The organism is Candidatus Hydrogenedentota bacterium (assembly GCA_035450225.1).
GTDB lineage: Bacteria > Hydrogenedentota > Hydrogenedentia > Hydrogenedentales > SLHB01 > DSVR01.
In genome coordinates this window covers 55267-71224 of sequence record DAOTMJ010000011.1, presented here as the reverse complement: position 1 = coordinate 71224, position 15958 = coordinate 55267, and the positions used below count along the sequence as shown (strand labels likewise).

Below are 15958 nucleotides of genomic sequence, written 5' to 3'. Positions count from 1 at the left end.
CCGCCCGTCGCGTCCACGGCCCGAATCGGCGGCTTCAAGGAGAAAGAGATGAAAAACGGCATCGCGGCGGTTGTTGCGACAGTGATGGCGGCAATCTGGGCAGGTTGCGGCGGGCAGGGCGCGCCGGCGCCCGATCAAAAACCGGCGGCCAAGACATACCGCATTGCGTTTTCGCAGTGCAACAGCGCGGAGCCGTACCGCACAGCGCAGAACAACATCATGAAGCGCGATATTGCAAAATACCCCGACTGCACACTGACCATCCAGGATGCGCAGCAGGACAACGCGCGGCAGATCGCCCAAATCGAGAATTTCATCCAGCAAGGGGTGGACGTCCTGATTGTGGCGCCCAACGAAGCGGCCCCTCTGACCGCCGTCGTCAAGAAGGCCAAGGAAAAGGGGATCAAGGTCGTTTGCCTCGAACGCAATCTGCTCGAACCCGTTTACGACATTTTCGTGGGCGCGGACAACGTCAAGATCGGCGAGTTGGCCGGGCAATTCGTCGCTGAATACGTGGCGGGCAAGGGGATTCAGGCCCCGGTCGTGGTCGAGATGAAGGGCCTGCTGGGCACGAAACCCCAGGAGGAGCGCCATAACGGCGCGCGCAAGCACATTGATTCCATTCCCGGGGTGAAAGTCATCGAGGACGTGGCGGGCTGGATTCAAAGCGAATCGCTGAAACGGATGGAGACGATCCTCCAGGCCAATCCAAAAATTGACGTCGTGTATGCGCACAACGATCCGATGGCGGTGGGCGCGTATTGGGCGGCGAAAAACGCCGGTCGCGAAAAGGACATGATTTTCGTCGGCGTGGATGCGCTGGGCGGACCGGACGGCGGCATCAAGCGCGTGCTCGACGGAATGCTGGCGTGCACTTTTTATTATCCGACCTGCGCCGCCGAGGGGCTTGAATACGCGGTCAAACTGGCCCATGGCGAGCAAGTGCCGAAGGAAATGATTCTCGAACCCGCGCGCATCACGAAAGAAAACGCGCAGGAATGGTATGACAAAGTTACCGTGCAATAAATGTTTCCGGGCGGCCTTGCTGGCCGTGGCAGCGGCAACCGTTTTGTGCGGCTGCGGCGAGTCGCTACACGACACGGCGCACCGGCGGGATATCGGTCTCGCACAATCCATTTTGGCCCGGGATCCATCCGCGATACATGCGCGCAACCGGATCGGCAAAACCCCGCTCCATTATGCGGTCACCTACGGCCAGCCGGACTTCATCAACTTGTTCGTGGCTTATGGGGCGGATGTGGCGGCGGCGGACAATACCGGCCTCACACCGCTGCACGTGGCGGCCATGCTGGGACGGAAAGAGGAAGCCGGGCGCTTGCTGATGTTCAACAGTCCTGTGGACGCGCGCGACCGTTACGGCGACACGCCGCTGCATCTCGCCGCGATTTTCAACCGTCCCGTCTTGGCGGAGCAACTCTGGAAAGCCGGCGCGGACGTCTCCGCCCGAAACAACGCGGGGTTGACGCCGCTCGAATGCGCGCGCGCGCACCGGCGCAAGGAGGCGGCCGCCACGATTGAGTCGCTTGAGGCCCGGCCATGACCGAACCGGTGATCGATAGGGCCAATCCCGTAATCGTGTATACCGACGGCGCTTGCGATCCGAATCCGGGTTTCGGCGGATGGGCGGCCATCCTCATGTATAATGGCCACATGAAGGAACTGTCCGGCGGCGAAGCGCACTCGACAAACAACCGGATGGAAATGATGGCGGCCATCAAGGCGTTGGAAGCGCTGAAAAGGCCATGCGCGGTGATTGTGAACACGGATTCGGAATACCTCAAGCGCGGCGTCACGGAATGGATGCCGAAATGGCGCCGTTTCAATTGGCGCCGAAAGGGCGGCGAACTGAAAAACCTCGAATTGTGGCAGCGGATCGATGAATTGACCCGCCGGCACGACATTCAGTGGCAATGGGTGCGGGGCCACGCCGGCAATCCGCTCAACGAACGCTGCGACGAACTCGCCAACGCGGAAGTCCGGTACCAAAAGGCCCGCGGAAGGCGAAGCGCGGGGGACAAATGAAACGGTCGCAGGAAAGCCTTCTCTGGTATCTCGTGCCGATCCTCATCGGCTTGGGCGGCGTGCTTTTCTCGAACGAATTCGAGAGCGCCGTGACCCGTTTTGCCATCGTCCTGCTGTCGGTGTCGGTGCCGTTGTTCGCGAGCGGCAACATGCTCGCGCGACGCGGCGGCGCGGGCACGGGAAAACTCGTGCTGCTGGCCGGGGTGCTGATGCTGATGATCGGCGCCGCCGCCAGCCTTTCCGAATTTCCCGACACGATGGCGGAGCAGGATATCTTTTCGGAACGAATCGTCGGGATTTCCCGGTGGCTGGGCGCGTTCAGCCTTGTGCTGGGTCTGTTCGTCGTGCTGTTGTCGGTATTGCGAACGGGGGCGGCCGTGGCCGAACTGGGCGAACGGTTCCGTCACTTGGCCGATCTCATGAGCGAGGGATTTATCCTGTCAGCACCCGACGGAACCATCGTCCTCGTCAACCAGCAATTCCTCGACATGCTGGATCTGGCCGAGGAACAGGTCGTCGGGCAGAATGCCACCGAACTCGTGTTGCGAATGGATGCGCAGACCATCAAGGAACATCTGGACATGCGCGCCAAGGGCCTTGCGTCGGAATACGAAATCACATGGCATGTCCGTGGTGAGGAACGCCAATTTTGGGTGCATGGCACACCCATCTTCGACCGCCACGGCGCGCATGCCGGCACACTGGCCACGTTCCGCGACATCACCGAGCGCAACCGCATGGCCAAGCGACTTGAACGGTATGCCAAGGGTCTTCAGGAACTCGTCGAGGAAAAGACCCAGAAGTTGATGCAATCGGAAAAGCAGTTTCGCGATTTGCTGTTGTTCATGAACGAGGGGTTCATCACGGTTGATTCGTCCTACCGGATTCAATTCGCCAACAACCGGATTTGTGATCTGCTGCGGATCAGCCCGCAAGCCATCCGCGGCTGCGAGGTTTTCGATTTTGTGGATCCGCCGGGACGCATGCGGTTGATGGAACTGTTGAAGTCCGGTGAATCGGACCACGCGATCGAAGGGCCGAACGAGTTCGATTTCGTCTGCATTGACGGAACGCTGGTGACGGCGGTCGTTTCCGTGGCGCCGGTACAGGGCGATTCCGAAAGCGATGTCCGCTACTCGCTCGTCATCACGGACGTGAGCGAACTCAAGCGGATGCAACATCAACTTGAAATGCGCGCGATCGAACTCGAGGCGGCCAACGAGGAACTGCGCGCCTACGGCCGCGCCAAGGACAGTTTCCTGTCCAACGTCAGCCACGAGCTGAAAACGCCGCTCAGCACCATCAACGGCTATATCGAGATGCTCGAAACGGGCAGCTTGGGACGTCTCGAGGCGCCGCAGATCAGCGCGCTCAAGGTGATGAGCCGGAATGCCAAGCGGTTGGCAAGCCTAATCAACGAGATGCTTGAATTCAGCCGCATGGAAATACGGGGCATCCAGGTTGTGCGCCGGTTGTTTGACCCCGGTAAACTGGTGCGGGAAAGCATCGCTTCCATCCAGCCGCAAGCCCTTGCCAAGGACATCAGCATCGGCATTTTCGTGCCCGACCATTTTCCGCCCGTCTGGGCCGACCGCGACAAAATCGGACAAGTGCTTGGCATTCTATTGTCCAACGCCGTGAAATTCAGCCACGAGGGCGGCATGATCCAGGTTCAGGTTGTCGAGCGCGCGCATTGCACGCTGGCCGTTTCCATCAGCGACACGGGCATCGGCATCGATCCGGCCTTTCACGCGCGCATCTTCGACAAGTTCTTCCAGGTGGACAGTTCGATGACGCGACGTTATGAAGGGACAGGCATCGGCTTGTCCATCGCCAAGAGCATTGTCGAGGCCCACCACGGCGCCATCGAACTGACCAGCGAACCCGGCAAGGGATCCACGTTTACCGTCGTGTTGACCGGCGCCCTGTTCGATTCCAACGTGCCGACTCATTTGCAGAAAGGATTCGACCGCCTGCACGTCCTGGTCGTTTCCGGCAGCCCAACGCTGCTCCGGGCTATCGAGCAAGTCTTGTCCGGCTGCGGTTGCGTCGTCGAGCAGGCCGCCAACGGTTACGAATGCCTGCGAATGGCCGAGGAAACCCAGCCCAATATCATCTTGTTCAACGAAATCCTGTCCGATGTCGCCGGCCTCGCCACCATTACAAGCCTCCGCAACCATCCCGACACCGCCGCCATACCCGTGCTGCTGCTTTCGGGCGAAGATCCCGCGAAGGCGGAGGAAATCTGCAATACCGCCAGCGGGGTCCATTTCCTTGAAAAACCGTTCAATGCGCGCGGACTCGTCGCCGAAATACGAGCCATCTGCTTCGGCGAACCCGTTGTCCGCGAACGAAACGCCACGGAACCGTCCCAATACGCGTTTCGCGCATTGGTTGTGGACGCGGACAGCGATTTGCTTGAATGGATCGAGTTTGCCCTGCGCCATCGGCACATGACGTGCTGGAATGCCTCAAGCGCGGCGCACGCCCTTGAACTGGCCCAGCGACACCATCCCGACGCGATTCTCGTGGACGGCGACGCGCCTCCGCCTGTTCTGCGCAACACGCTGACCGTGTTGCGCGAATCCATCGTTACGGAGGATATCCCCGTCATTTTGATGGGAGGCGCGCTGCCGGCCGCTGTCCCATCCAAAAGCGTGGCCGCCGTTATCAAGAAGCCGTTTTCAGTGGATGAATTGATCCGGCAGATGCAGGCGGCGCTCGATGCGCGGGCCGTCCCGGTTTGATGGGCGTCCGCATAGCCGTCCGGGACGGGTAGGCCGTTTTCAAGGTAAAAAAAGTTTGAAGACATTTTATTGTGGTGATGTCGGCGGTTCAATACACGGAGGTTGCGCGTGAAATTGGCAGGATGTACGCGGTCTGGCAAGAAAAGCAGGTGGTGGCTTGTGGCATGGGCCGTTTCGGTCGTGTTGTGGGCGGCGTGTTACGGCGCCGGGGTCGAAGCACGATCAAAACCCCCGGCACGCAAAGCCTCCGTAACCGGAAAGAAGGCCCCGAAGGCCCCCGCGCCCGACACCGAGCCACGCAACAACGACATCAGTTCAATATGCGTCGAAGCGGAAACGGGGCTTGTGATATCCGAAACGGACGCGGATCGGAAAAGACCGCCGGCCAGCATGGTCAAGATGATCATGATGTTGCTGGTCGCGGAGGGAATTCATACGGGCAAGTGGAGTCTCGATACGCCGATTCAGATTTCCCCGCGCGCACAGGACATGGGCGGCACACAGGTATTTCTGAAGCAGGGCGAAACGTTTCCCTTGGGCCAGTTGGTGGCCGCGATTGCGGTCCATTCGGCCAACGACGCCTCCATGGCGATAGCCGAAGGCCTCTGGGGGAGCGAAGAGGCGTACAAGGAAGCAGCCAATGCACGCGTGGCGGAACTGGGAATGGCCAACACCGTTTTCCGAAGCGTCCACGGCTTGCCGCCGGACAAAGGCCAATTGCCCGACGAAACCACCGCCCGCGACATGGCGCGTCTGGGCCAATATTGCGTGCTTGACCCCCTGATTCTCGAATGGACCAGCCGGAAAGAACTGCAATTCCGTCCCGATTCGGCGGTCGAATTCAACACCAATAAACTGCTGTGGCCGCTGGACGGATCCGAGCAGGCCGGAGGCATTCGGTGCGACGGCATCAAAACCGGTTACACGCGGAGCGCCGGATACTGCCTGACGGCTTCGGCCGTCAAGGACGGCATCCGTCTTGTCGCCGTCGTCATGGGGGCGGACGGTCTGCATGATCGTTTTGCATTGACGCGCAAACTGCTGGAGGAATCCTTCGCAAAAGTAACCCGAAAACAAGTCGTCAAAAAGGGAGAACCCCTGGGGACGCCAGTCCGGGTCGCCAATTGCGAGACGCCCCGCCTCCAACTCGTCGCGGGTGATGATTTTGCCGTCGTTGTCACCAAAGATGACGTTGACAAACTGGTTGTTGCCCCCCAATTGCCCGATTGGATTCAGCCGCCCGTTGAAGCCGGCAGGCCGATAGGCGAGGCCAAAGTGATGCTGGGCGAAAAGGCGCTGGCGCGCATTCCCGCCGTTGCATCCCAATCGCTCGTTGAAGCCGGCTGGCGCTGGAAACTCATCCAGAGTATTGTTCCCCTGGCAAATCCGGAAATCCAGTAAAAAAACTCCAGACGGTCAACTCAGGCTTCCACAAGCCGTTTCACGGCGTCAAGCGCGGCCGCATAATCAGGATGTTGTGTTATCTCCTTGACATATTCCACATATTGAATGAAGTCGTTCCCATCTATGACGAATACAGCTCGGGACTCAAGCCTCAATTCCTTGATATGGGTGCCATAGGCGCTCCCAAACGCCATGTCCCGATGATCGGAAAGGGTCTGCATCCTTTTTATGCCGGCAGTCCCGCACCAACGGGCTTGGGCAAAGGGCAGATCCGCGCTAACCGTATAGCCGGCCACGCGATCCTCCCATTCGTCCATCTGTTCGTTGAATCGGCGGGTTTGGGTGTCACAGACAGGTGTATCCAGGGACGGAACCACCGAGACAAGCCGAATTTTTCCCGCCGAATCGGACAGAGTGACCACACTTAAATCATTTGCCAACAGTTGAAAATCCGGCGCCTTACTACCAGGCTTCAACCGGGGCCCTATTGCCGTCAATGGGTTGCCCTGAAACGTAACATCCCCTGGCCGCTCCATCATGGTTTACCCTCCTTCTTTGTTTCCAACGTGAGAATCCGGCTTTTTTCATCCATGCGCCGGAGGATCCTATTGGGTATCAGGCGATGCTACTGAATAGGGCGCGATCGCGGCAAAAAAATCCCTTGCCTTTTCCGGCGTCAATGAAAACGGGTTGAATCGCCGAGATCCCCCGAAATGTTTATACAGGGACGCGCCCACATCTCCGGCCCGTATGAAGGCCATGGACCACTTCCCGAACATCCGTTCTGTAATCACTTCATATTCCAACAATGTGACATGGGTATGACGGCGATCGCGGGCAATTTCGCCATACAGATCATTCACCGCTTCTTTCGGACCCTCAAGACATTGCATGAAAAATTTGGGATCATAGCACAACATGCCTGTAATGTCCTTCTCCTTGTTTTTCTTTCTGGACACCTTCAATATTTTTTCCAGGGCGTCCATGTCGCATTCTTCGGTCATCCGGCTCACATAAATCAATCGCACCAACGATTTCATCTGCTTTCGTTTCCCCGTTCAACAATCTCTTGGTGTTTTCTATCGTTCCGTTTCGTTATTTTCAAGTTTGTAAACACAACTTGACAGTACCGGGTTTCCGGAGTCGTGAAGACCTCGGAAGGTAACGCCGATTTCCAAATCGGCTTGCTGAAACACGATATGCCGATTTGGAAATCGGCGCTACAGAGCGGCCATTTTCAATTTCACCACAAGAACACGATACCTGCTCCAACATGAAACTGCCCGTAAAAGCCAATTTTCGTGGAAATTCTCATCCTTTTGTCTCAAGAACGCGGTACTCTCAAGAACACAAGATACCCCCCAAGTATTCCAAAGACACGAAAAAAAAGAGGAATTACGGCAACCGGGGCCGGCTGATCCCGTTTAAAAACGCCTCCCTTTTTCAAGACCTTTCCCTTCCAAATCATTGCTGTCCAAAGGAATTGCAAAAAACCACAATACCGCAAGGAGTCACGTTTTACCTCTGTATCCCGTTCATCGGTTCGATATCTGCGACTATCGGCGTCATCTGCGGAAAATCACATGATCCACAGATGACGCAGATATACGCAGATGGAAAACAGGGCACGGATATTCGGGCCAGGCGATTCCAAACTCAAATCCGCATGTCAGAGCGGCCCTAAATACGATTGATCGGGAACACTTCTTCTTCATCGCGAAGAAAAGGTGTCCCAAGAACGCTTTCCCGGAAAAAACGTTGTCTATTTACTCAAAATGGCTTTCTGCAAGCCGCCATTTGGACAGAGATGCTTCCAAATATAAACTGCCCACAAATGGCTTCCCCAACGATTAAAAACGATTGGCCTGGGCGGCCAACGTTTCATGTTCGCTGCTGGCGGCCGTGCCGCGTTCATCATAAATATTGATGTAGTAAACTGTCGTTGCTTCAGGAAGCATGGCGGACGCTTTGTGCGCGGTCGCATCAAGGTCCGCGGGGATGCTTTCCCAGGGGCGATCCTTCCAGATACCCGTTGCTTTCGTGTAGGCGAGTTCGGCCTTTACGACGGGCGTTTCGGATTGATATTCGACCCATGCGCGGTTCCCGTCGCGGCCTTGTTGGACAATCCGCGGCAACGAAATGCCTTTTTTCAGGATACTGTCCGCGAAGATGCGGATCTCTTCGGGATTTTCACCCGCGCCGCCGTGGCCGTGCGGCATGCGGATCCGGATGCAGAGTTGCCGGGGTCCGCGCGGCAGACGGTATGATTGTTGGAGCGAATCCATCGGATATGCGAAGTCGTTCGTGCCGGTCACCCACAGCATCGGCATGCGGACATTGGGCAGATAGACCGATGGATCCCACAACGAAATCCAACGCTTCGTTTTTTCCTCGCCCAGTTTCGCAAAGGTATCGAGCCACGTCGAGTTCTTGTCAAGGAATCCGCAGCCATACACGGGAACGGCCAGCCTGAACCGGGAATCAACACCCGCAACGATACACGTCAAGTAACCACCCCAACTGATCCCTGTCACGCCGGTGCAATCGGGATTGATTTCCGGAAAAGAACGTATGAGAGAATGCGCCAGAACGGCATCGGCCACGGCATGATAGGTCCATTGATCTTCAATCGGATCGCCCGTTTGGTCAAAGCCGCCCCAGCCGGGCGGTCCTCCGAACTCATGCCGCTCCCATTTTCCATATTCGCCCCTGGGCACGCAGCCGCACGTGTCCATCGCGATGGCGGCGTATCCGCGCGTGTTCCAAAGTCGCACCCATTCATGAAACGCCGTGCCGCCGCCGCCGTGAATCAGAACCATCGCCGGAACCTTTTCGCCGTCCCTTGCGTCCGGCGCGCCGTACCATGCGAAGACGCGCGAGGGCTTGCCGTGATACGGCATGCCCTCGAAGAAGATCGCGCGCATGCCGACGGCTTCGAATCCCTCCGCTGGATAGGTCCGAGGCGCTTGCGACAACTCGTCGAGCCGCCACGGCATATCGGCCCAAACCGGAACCGCAACCAACAGCAACCACAACACAAACCCCAAATATCGCCTCATCCCAACTCCTTCCAACTTCCAACTGCTAATTCCTTACTCCTCAAATACACGGCATCACATTTCCGCCGCATACCGGGATATACGCGCCGGAAATGAAACCGGCGAGATCGGACGCGAGGAATACGACGACATGGGCGATTTCGCGGGCCGTGCCACGGCGTCGTAGTGGAATGCGCTTTCGATAATTCTCTTCATTGGCGTCGCAACCCTCCGGGCGGTTCTCGCTGATCGTCCATCCCGGCGCGACTTGGTTAACCGTGATTCCATGCGCGCCGACTTCCCGGGCAAGCACGCGCAACACGCCGTCCATGCCGCGCTTGCCCGCGCTATAGGCCGACTGGTTTTCCCCGCATTGCATAGCGCATTCGGTGCTGATGCCGATGACACGACCCCAATGGCGTTCAATCATGGCGGGCACAAACGCTTTCGCCATGAACACGTTGTGCAGCACACACGACCGAAACTGGCTCTCGTAATCCTCCGGTTGCTGGTCGAGCACCGACACCCATTCATATTGAATCACCGCATTATTGACGATGATGTCCGCAGACCCCAGCGTTGCGGCGACCTTGTCACGCATGGCCAGGATCGAATCGAGATCCGTCACGTCGGCCTGGATGGCGATTCCGCGTACACCGCGTCTTTCAATTTCCCCGACAAGTTCGCGGGCCTTGGTTTCATTGCGATGATGACAGACGGCCACATCCGCGCCCGCATCGGCCAACGCCCGGACCATTTCGCGGCCCAACTGGCCCGTCGCGCCCGTGACGACGGCTACCTTGTCCGCAAGATTGATTGAAATCACCTTGAATCCTTTCTCTTTCCATAGCACACGCTCAAATTACCGTTTGGAAAGGGTAATTTCAACCATTGCCGGGATTGCCGGATGCGCGGATTTTTTGACTCGCTTCACGTTTCCATGATACACTTCAAACACCCAAGCGCGTACCCGTAGCTCAATTGGATAGAGTACTTGGCTACGGACCAAGGGGTTGGGGGTTCGAGTCCCTCCGGGTACGCCATTTCCCTTTCCAGGTATCTTCTGTGTTCGGCTTGCCGGGGCATTTTGTGCTTGCGCCGGGTGCTTTCGCCTTCGATTTGCATTCCCAGATTGAGGCTGCAATGGCAACGGCCGCGCCACGAATTTCACCATTGCGGTGTCGTAAACGGCCAAGGGCCATTCATGAACGAACCACGGTCAAGGTCCCGAATCGGCAATAAAAAGCCGCCCAGTGTTTCAGGATTTCCGCGCCGGCTTTTCGGCCTTCTCGCAATGCCGGGAACGTTTCTTGTTTTCCCCGGTGTTTTCAAAATGCTTGTTGAAACTTGTGTGGCGTGATCTCTACCATTGCGGACGAGATGCGAACGGCCGTGCGGCGTTTGTATCGCGCGAATGGGGATGGTAGCATGGCTGCCGCATTCGTGCGCGCAGCGTGCGCGTAGTTGTTCTCATCCGGCGCGGGACCAGGCCTCCGCGGCCGGACTATACAATGAACTGGGAGATGCAGGCGCAATGGTGAATCTCGCGAAAGTCGGCAGTCTGGCTCAATGGCGGGCCCTTCGCGGCGAGATCGAAGCGGCGGTATTGTCGTTGCTCGGTCCGCTTCCGAAGGAACGCGTGGAAATCCAGACCAAGACGGTGGATGAAATGCAGTTTTCCGGATATGTCCGCCGGCGGGTGAATTATTTTGTGGACGAGTGGGAGCGGGTGTCGGCGTGGCTTTTTGTTCCGGATCGCAAGGACGAGATGCCGGGTATCTTGTGCTGCCATCGGGCGGTGACCCAAGGTAAGGACGAACCGGCCGGCCTCGAAGGCGATTCGGCGATGTTCATGGCGCAGCGGTACGCCGAATTGGGCTATGTGACAATCGCGCCGGACTGCATCACGGCAGGCGACCGCATCTCTCCAGGCCTTGCCGCGTACGACACGAAGGCGTTTTACAAGGACAACCCGAAAGCGTCGGCCATGGGCCGCATGCTTTCGGATCATCTATACGCGCTCGATGTGCTGTGTGAAGTCAAGCGGGTGGACAGCGCGCGGCTGGGGGTCATCGGCCACGGACTCGGCGCGCAGAACGCGCTGTTCCTCGCGGCCTTTGATGAACGGGTGCAGACGTGTGTGGCAAGCGGCGGGTTTACGCGGTTTGCAACCGACAAGGATCCGGGGCGCTGGATGCGTGAGGGCGGCCTTGTCTATTTCCCGCAGTTGCGCGAAGCCATCAAAACCAAAAAGTTCCCCTTCGACTGGGAACACATCTTGGCCTTGTGCGCGCCAAGCCCGACGCTCGTCGTCGCGGCGGAAAACGATCCCGAATTCGGCAGTCCGAAGAGTTGCGAAAAGGCCGTCGAACTCGCGTCGAATGTGTATCGTCTGCTCGGCGCTTCCGAGGCGCTCGAATTGCTGGTCCACGACGGAATACAACCCATGCCGCCGGAGGTTTACGAGGCGGCGGACGATTGGTTCGAACGATGGCTGTAATTGAGCGCGACACCACCGAAATCATCGCGCGGCTTGCCAACAATATCGAAAAGGTGATATTCGGCAAGCCGGACGTGATCCGGCTTTGTCTTACGGGCCTCCTTGCACGTGGACATATCTTGATAGAGGACATACCGGGCATCGGCAAGACAACCCTGGCCCAAGCGCTCGCCCGTTCGATTGATTGCACATTCACGCGCATCCAGTTCACAAGCGACATGCTTCCCTCGGACATCATCGGCGTTTCGGTCCTGAATCCGAAGACGTCCGAGTTTGAGTTTCGCCAGGGTCCGATTTTTGCCAATGTGGTCTTGGCCGACGAGATCAACCGGACGCCGCCGAAAACGCAGAGCGCCCTACTCGAAGCCATGAGCGAAAACCAGGTGTCGGTGGACGGCGTATCGCGCCCGGTGCCGCAGCCGTTCATCGTGCTGGCGACACAGAATCCCGTCGAATTCGAGGGCGCATACCCCCTGCCCGAATCGCAGGTGGACCGTTTCCTGCTGCGCGTCGAAATCGGCTATCCGCCGGAAGACGACGAACTGCGGATCATGCGCCGGCGCGATCCGCATCAGGCGATCGAAGACCTCGAACCCGTTCTGGGCGCATCCGACGTGGTCCGGTTGCAGGAGCAGGCCGGCGAAGTGGCGGTTGACGATGACGTCGCGCGCTACATGCTCGCGATCGTCCAGGGCACCCGCGCCGACGAACATATCCAATTGGGGGTCAGTCCGCGTGCGTCGCTCGGCCTGTACGAGGCATGCCAGGCGCGTGCGCTCATCGAGGGACGGGACTACGTCACGCCGGACGACGTCAAGCAGATGGCGGTTCCCATACTGGCCCATCGCCTGCTGGTCAAGTCGCGCGGCGGCGACATGGTCGCGGCCGCCCGCGAACGCGCGCGCACCTTGGCCGACGTGGTTCAGCGCATTCCCGTTCCAATCTAACGAGGTTTCATGCGAATTCGCGCCTCCGGATGGGCTTTCCTCATCAGTTTCATGCTCGGCCTGCTGGCGGCGTGGAACACAGGGGCCAATCTTCTGTATTTGGTCGTGGGCGGCATCGGTAGTTTCATCGTGGTATCCCTGATAATCCCGGTGTGGAACCTGCGCGGTCTTTCCGTAATCCGCAGCGCGCCGGACGCCGCCCATCGCGGTGAACCGTTCGGCGTCACGCTGCGCATCAACAATGCCAAACGGACACCCGCCGGAGCCGTTCGCATCGAACGCGCCGGTCCTTCCCCGGCAACCGCCGCGATAGCCCTGTATGTGCCCGCGCGATCCAGTATCGTGTTGCGCACTTCATGGACGTTTCCGAACCGGGGCGTACACCGCCTGCCTGCCATGAACTTGCGCAGTGGATTCCCCTTCGGCTTCTTCGAACGCAGCCGGCCGATACGCGACGAAGTCGAGGTGGTCGTTTATCCCCGTGTAAAATCCGTACGGACGGCATGGATCGAGCGCCTGCCCGGCCCGCGTGCGGCGCCCCGAATTGTCCGCGGCGAGGGCGACGAATTCTTCAGCCTTCGCGACTATGTTCCAGGAGACGATGTCCGGCATATCGCTTGGCGCGCCAGCGCAAAAAGAGGCTCGCTGCTGGTTCGCGAAATGGCGCGCGAGACCTCGCGTTACGTCGTCTTTGCCTTGGACACGCACCGCCCGCCCGACACCCCGGATTTCGACGACCTGTTCGAGGAAGCCGTCGAAATGGTCGCGTCGCTCGCGGTGGCTCTCCTGAACCGGCAATACATCGTGTCTGTTGTTTCGCCCGGACGCCGCCTGCCCGGTTCGGAAGGCAAAAGCCAAATCCGGCGCGTGCTCGACATGCTGGCGCGCGTCACCCCCTCGGACGATCCCGCCCACGGCGGTTTCGGCTGGTTCAATTACGGCGAGGAATACGGGCGCGCCTCGTATGCCTTCATCGCGGCGGACCCTCGCCAATGGGGACGCCGTCTGCCCTTTGGCGGCAGCCGCGTCATCGCCTTGCGGGAGGTGCCCCGTGCCTGACAACCTCCGGCGATCCCTCCAAGTCTCCTCGTTCCTGCTCGTCATGAGCGGCTATCTGGCCCTTGTCACCACGCAGCGGTATACCGCCGCGCTGGCGTTTGCGCCCCTGTTCTTTTATGCCCTCGCGCCGATCGGTGAATACCTTGACGCCCGTTCCCCTTGGTATCGCCGCATCACCGCCGTCGTGTCGTTGTTGAGCCTTGGAGCGGCGCTGGCCTCGCTGGCCGTGCTGGATCTGCTGACGAGTGTCACATTGTTGGTGATGTATATCCAGGCGTACACCCTCCTGCACCGCAAGCGCATATCGAGTTACCATCACCTGCATCTGATGGCCTTTTTCCTGCTGCTGGCCGCCTTCGTACAAAGTCCCGACCCCGAAATCGCGCCTGTCATCGCGCTGTTCGTGATCAGCGCCATCGCCGCGCTCATGGCGCTGCACGCCTGTTCGGAACTCGCCCGGAACGAGGGCATCGGCCCGGGCGAAGTCCTGCCGCTCGGCGCGTTCGACAACGGCATGCCCGTGCTCGATGCGCCGCGGCATGCGCGAGGCGTCACGGCGGTATTTGCGGCCATCGCCGTCGCATGCCTCGTGTTCATGGTGGGGATTTTTTACCTCACGCCGCGCATGGAGGCCGGCCTGCTTGGACGCAGCGACCCGGTGTTGTTCCAAACCGGCCCGTCGCGCACGGTGGACTTGTCCAAGGGCGGCACAATCCAGCAAAGCCAGACGCCCGTCATGCACGTCGAATTCCCGGACGAACCCGGCGGACGCTATCCCGGCGAAATGTATTGGCGCGCCACGGCGCTCGATGACTATCAGAACGGGCAATGGCAGTCCAAGGGCGTTTCCTCCATCAGAACCGAGCCGATGTATTCCGTGTCCGTTTCCGACATTGTCGCGTCGAACACCGGACGGAGCGGCCTCGTCGAGCGCGCCTCGTGGAACAACGCGCGGATTGTCCGCCAGTCCATCTACATGGACGATGCGCCGGAAGACGGCCTGCCCTGCCTCACAATGCCGGAACGCGTGTCCGTATCTGTGAACCGCCGCGCCATCCGGCTGGGTTGGAGCGATCGCGGCGACTACTCGGTTATCATCCTGCGGCGCGGTCCCCAGCGATGGATTCAGTATGAGGCATGGTCCGATGTGCGCCGGTTTTCACCCGAACAACTGCGCAGCGCGCCCGACAACTTTAGGGAACTGCTTTCGCCGCACGATTATGAACGGCTGACCTACCAGGATCTCCTGCCGGAAACCCGGCGGCTGGCACAGGAAATCACGCGCGATCAGCAAAATGTCCATGACAAGGCCGCCGCGATCAATGCCTATCTGAGCGGAAGCAACTATCTGTATACCCTTACGCTGCCTCCCCTGCCGCCGGACCACCCCATAGACGCCTTCATCAATCAGACCCGGCGCGGGCATTGCGAACTCTACGCCAGCGCCCTGGCCCTCATGCTCCGATCGCTGGGCGTGCCCACGCGCGTCGTCGCGGGATACCGAGGCGGCGAATGGAACGATTCGGATGCCGCGTACACCGTCCGCGCCGACATGGCGCATTTGTGGGTCGAAGTCTTCTTTCCGGGTTATGGCTGGATTACCTTCGATCCGTCGCCGCGCGGGGTCGAAAGCCTGGTAACGCGCAACTGGCTCGCGCAGGCGGTGTCCCGCCAAGTGTTACGCGCAAAGATTTTCTGGTACCGCGACGTAATCGGTTTCGATCGCGCCCTGCAACTGACCCTGTTCCGAAACGCGGGATTGCAACTGGTCGGCTTGGGTTCCGAATTGTTTGGCGCGGCGGACCTCGGCCAAGCCATCAACCCGCGGGGGCCGTGGTTGCTGCCGATCTCGGCCCTTGTGCTGTGCGCCGCCCTTGTCGCGTGGCGGAAACGATCCCGCGCCCGGGCGCAATCATTGTATGCCGGGGCGCTGTCCGCCGATCAGCACCGGGCCGTTACGCTTTACGAACGCCTCCGCCGACGGCTCCGGCGCATGGGCGTATCTGTCGCAGGCCTTACCGCCAACGAAATCCAGCAACACATCGAAACCGTGCCGATCGTGAACGACGCGGCGGCCGTACGCGAACTAATTGAAACCTATAACCAGGTCCGGTTCGGAGGGCGCCCGCTGACCCGCGAACGCTACGCCGCCCTGAAACGCCTCCTGCGCTCCATCCAATTCCGGGAACGCCCGACTTGATTTTTCAGGCCCGGAGACGT

At 59.3% G+C, this 15958-nt stretch carries 13 protein-coding genes and 1 tRNA gene; 10 read left to right on the top strand and 4 right to left on the bottom strand.

Annotated elements, in window-relative coordinates; genetic code table 11:
- Window positions 1–48: 48 nt before the first annotated feature.
- The 5 genes from P5540_08600 (at window position 49) to P5540_08580 (ending at window position 6191) form a co-directional block, all read left to right on the top strand.
- Window positions 49–1026 (top strand): substrate-binding domain-containing protein, encoded by a 978-nt coding sequence (locus tag P5540_08600; protein HRT64876.1) that lies wholly within the window; start codon window positions 49–51, stop codon window positions 1024–1026.
- Complete coding sequence (locus P5540_08595) at window positions 1004–1561, top strand: ankyrin repeat domain-containing protein (protein HRT64875.1); 558 nt, start codon at window positions 1004–1006, stop codon at window positions 1559–1561. The genes P5540_08600 and P5540_08595 overlap by 23 nt, the downstream gene beginning before the upstream one ends.
- Complete coding sequence (gene rnhA, locus P5540_08590) at window positions 1558–2043, top strand: ribonuclease HI (GenBank protein HRT64874.1); 486 nt, start codon at window positions 1558–1560, stop codon at window positions 2041–2043. The genes P5540_08595 and rnhA overlap by 4 nt, the downstream gene beginning before the upstream one ends.
- Window positions 2040–4790, top strand: coding sequence for a PAS domain S-box protein (locus P5540_08585; GenBank protein HRT64873.1), 2751 nt, complete (start codon window positions 2040–2042; stop codon window positions 4788–4790). Before rnhA ends, P5540_08585 begins: the two co-directional genes overlap by 4 nt.
- A gap of 108 nt (window positions 4791–4898) precedes the next feature.
- Window positions 4899–6191, top strand: a complete 1293-nt coding sequence (locus P5540_08580; protein HRT64872.1) for a D-alanyl-D-alanine carboxypeptidase family protein — start codon at window positions 4899–4901, stop codon at window positions 6189–6191.
- Window positions 6192–6211: 20 nt separating this feature from the next.
- Here the strand turns inward: P5540_08580 and tpx are convergent, their stop codons facing one another.
- The 4 genes from tpx to P5540_08560 all read right to left on the bottom strand — a co-directional run bounded on the left by tpx (window position 6212) and on the right by P5540_08560 (window position 10055).
- Window positions 6212–6733 carry a thiol peroxidase gene (gene tpx, locus P5540_08575; GenBank protein ID HRT64871.1) on the bottom strand — a complete coding sequence of 174 codons (522 nt, stop codon included), beginning with the start codon at window positions 6731–6733 and terminating at the stop codon, window positions 6212–6214.
- Between the two features lie 66 nt (window positions 6734–6799).
- The gene (locus P5540_08570; protein ID HRT64870.1) at window positions 6800–7234 is read right to left on the bottom strand and encodes a BLUF domain-containing protein; all 435 of its coding nucleotides are present in this window, start codon (window positions 7232–7234) and stop codon (window positions 6800–6802) included.
- A gap of 810 nt (window positions 7235–8044) precedes the next feature.
- Complete coding sequence (locus P5540_08565; protein HRT64869.1) at window positions 8045–9253, bottom strand: acetylxylan esterase; 1209 nt, start codon at window positions 9251–9253, stop codon at window positions 8045–8047.
- A 40-nt stretch (window positions 9254–9293) separates the two neighbouring features.
- Window positions 9294–10055, bottom strand: coding sequence for an SDR family oxidoreductase (locus tag P5540_08560; GenBank protein HRT64868.1), 762 nt, complete (start codon window positions 10053–10055; stop codon window positions 9294–9296).
- Window positions 10056–10198: 143 nt separating this feature from the next.
- On the opposite strand from P5540_08560, the gene P5540_08555 reads away from it, so the two are divergent.
- The 5 genes from P5540_08555 (at window position 10199) to P5540_08535 (ending at window position 15938) form a co-directional block, all read left to right on the top strand.
- Window positions 10199–10275: transfer RNA gene (locus P5540_08555), tRNA-Arg, on the top strand.
- Window positions 10276–10766: 491 nt separating this feature from the next.
- Window positions 10767–11732, top strand: coding sequence for a dienelactone hydrolase family protein (locus tag P5540_08550; GenBank protein HRT64867.1), 966 nt, complete (start codon window positions 10767–10769; stop codon window positions 11730–11732).
- Complete coding sequence (locus tag P5540_08545; GenBank protein HRT64866.1) at window positions 11723–12679, top strand: MoxR family ATPase; 957 nt, start codon at window positions 11723–11725, stop codon at window positions 12677–12679. The genes P5540_08550 and P5540_08545 overlap by 10 nt, the downstream gene beginning before the upstream one ends.
- A gap of 9 nt (window positions 12680–12688) precedes the next feature.
- Window positions 12689–13738, top strand: coding sequence for a DUF58 domain-containing protein (locus tag P5540_08540; GenBank protein HRT64865.1), 1050 nt, complete (start codon window positions 12689–12691; stop codon window positions 13736–13738).
- Window positions 13731–15938 (top strand): DUF3488 and transglutaminase-like domain-containing protein, encoded by a 2208-nt coding sequence (locus P5540_08535; GenBank protein ID HRT64864.1) that lies wholly within the window; start codon window positions 13731–13733, stop codon window positions 15936–15938. The genes P5540_08540 and P5540_08535 overlap by 8 nt, the downstream gene beginning before the upstream one ends.
- Window positions 15939–15958: the final 20 nt, after the last annotated feature.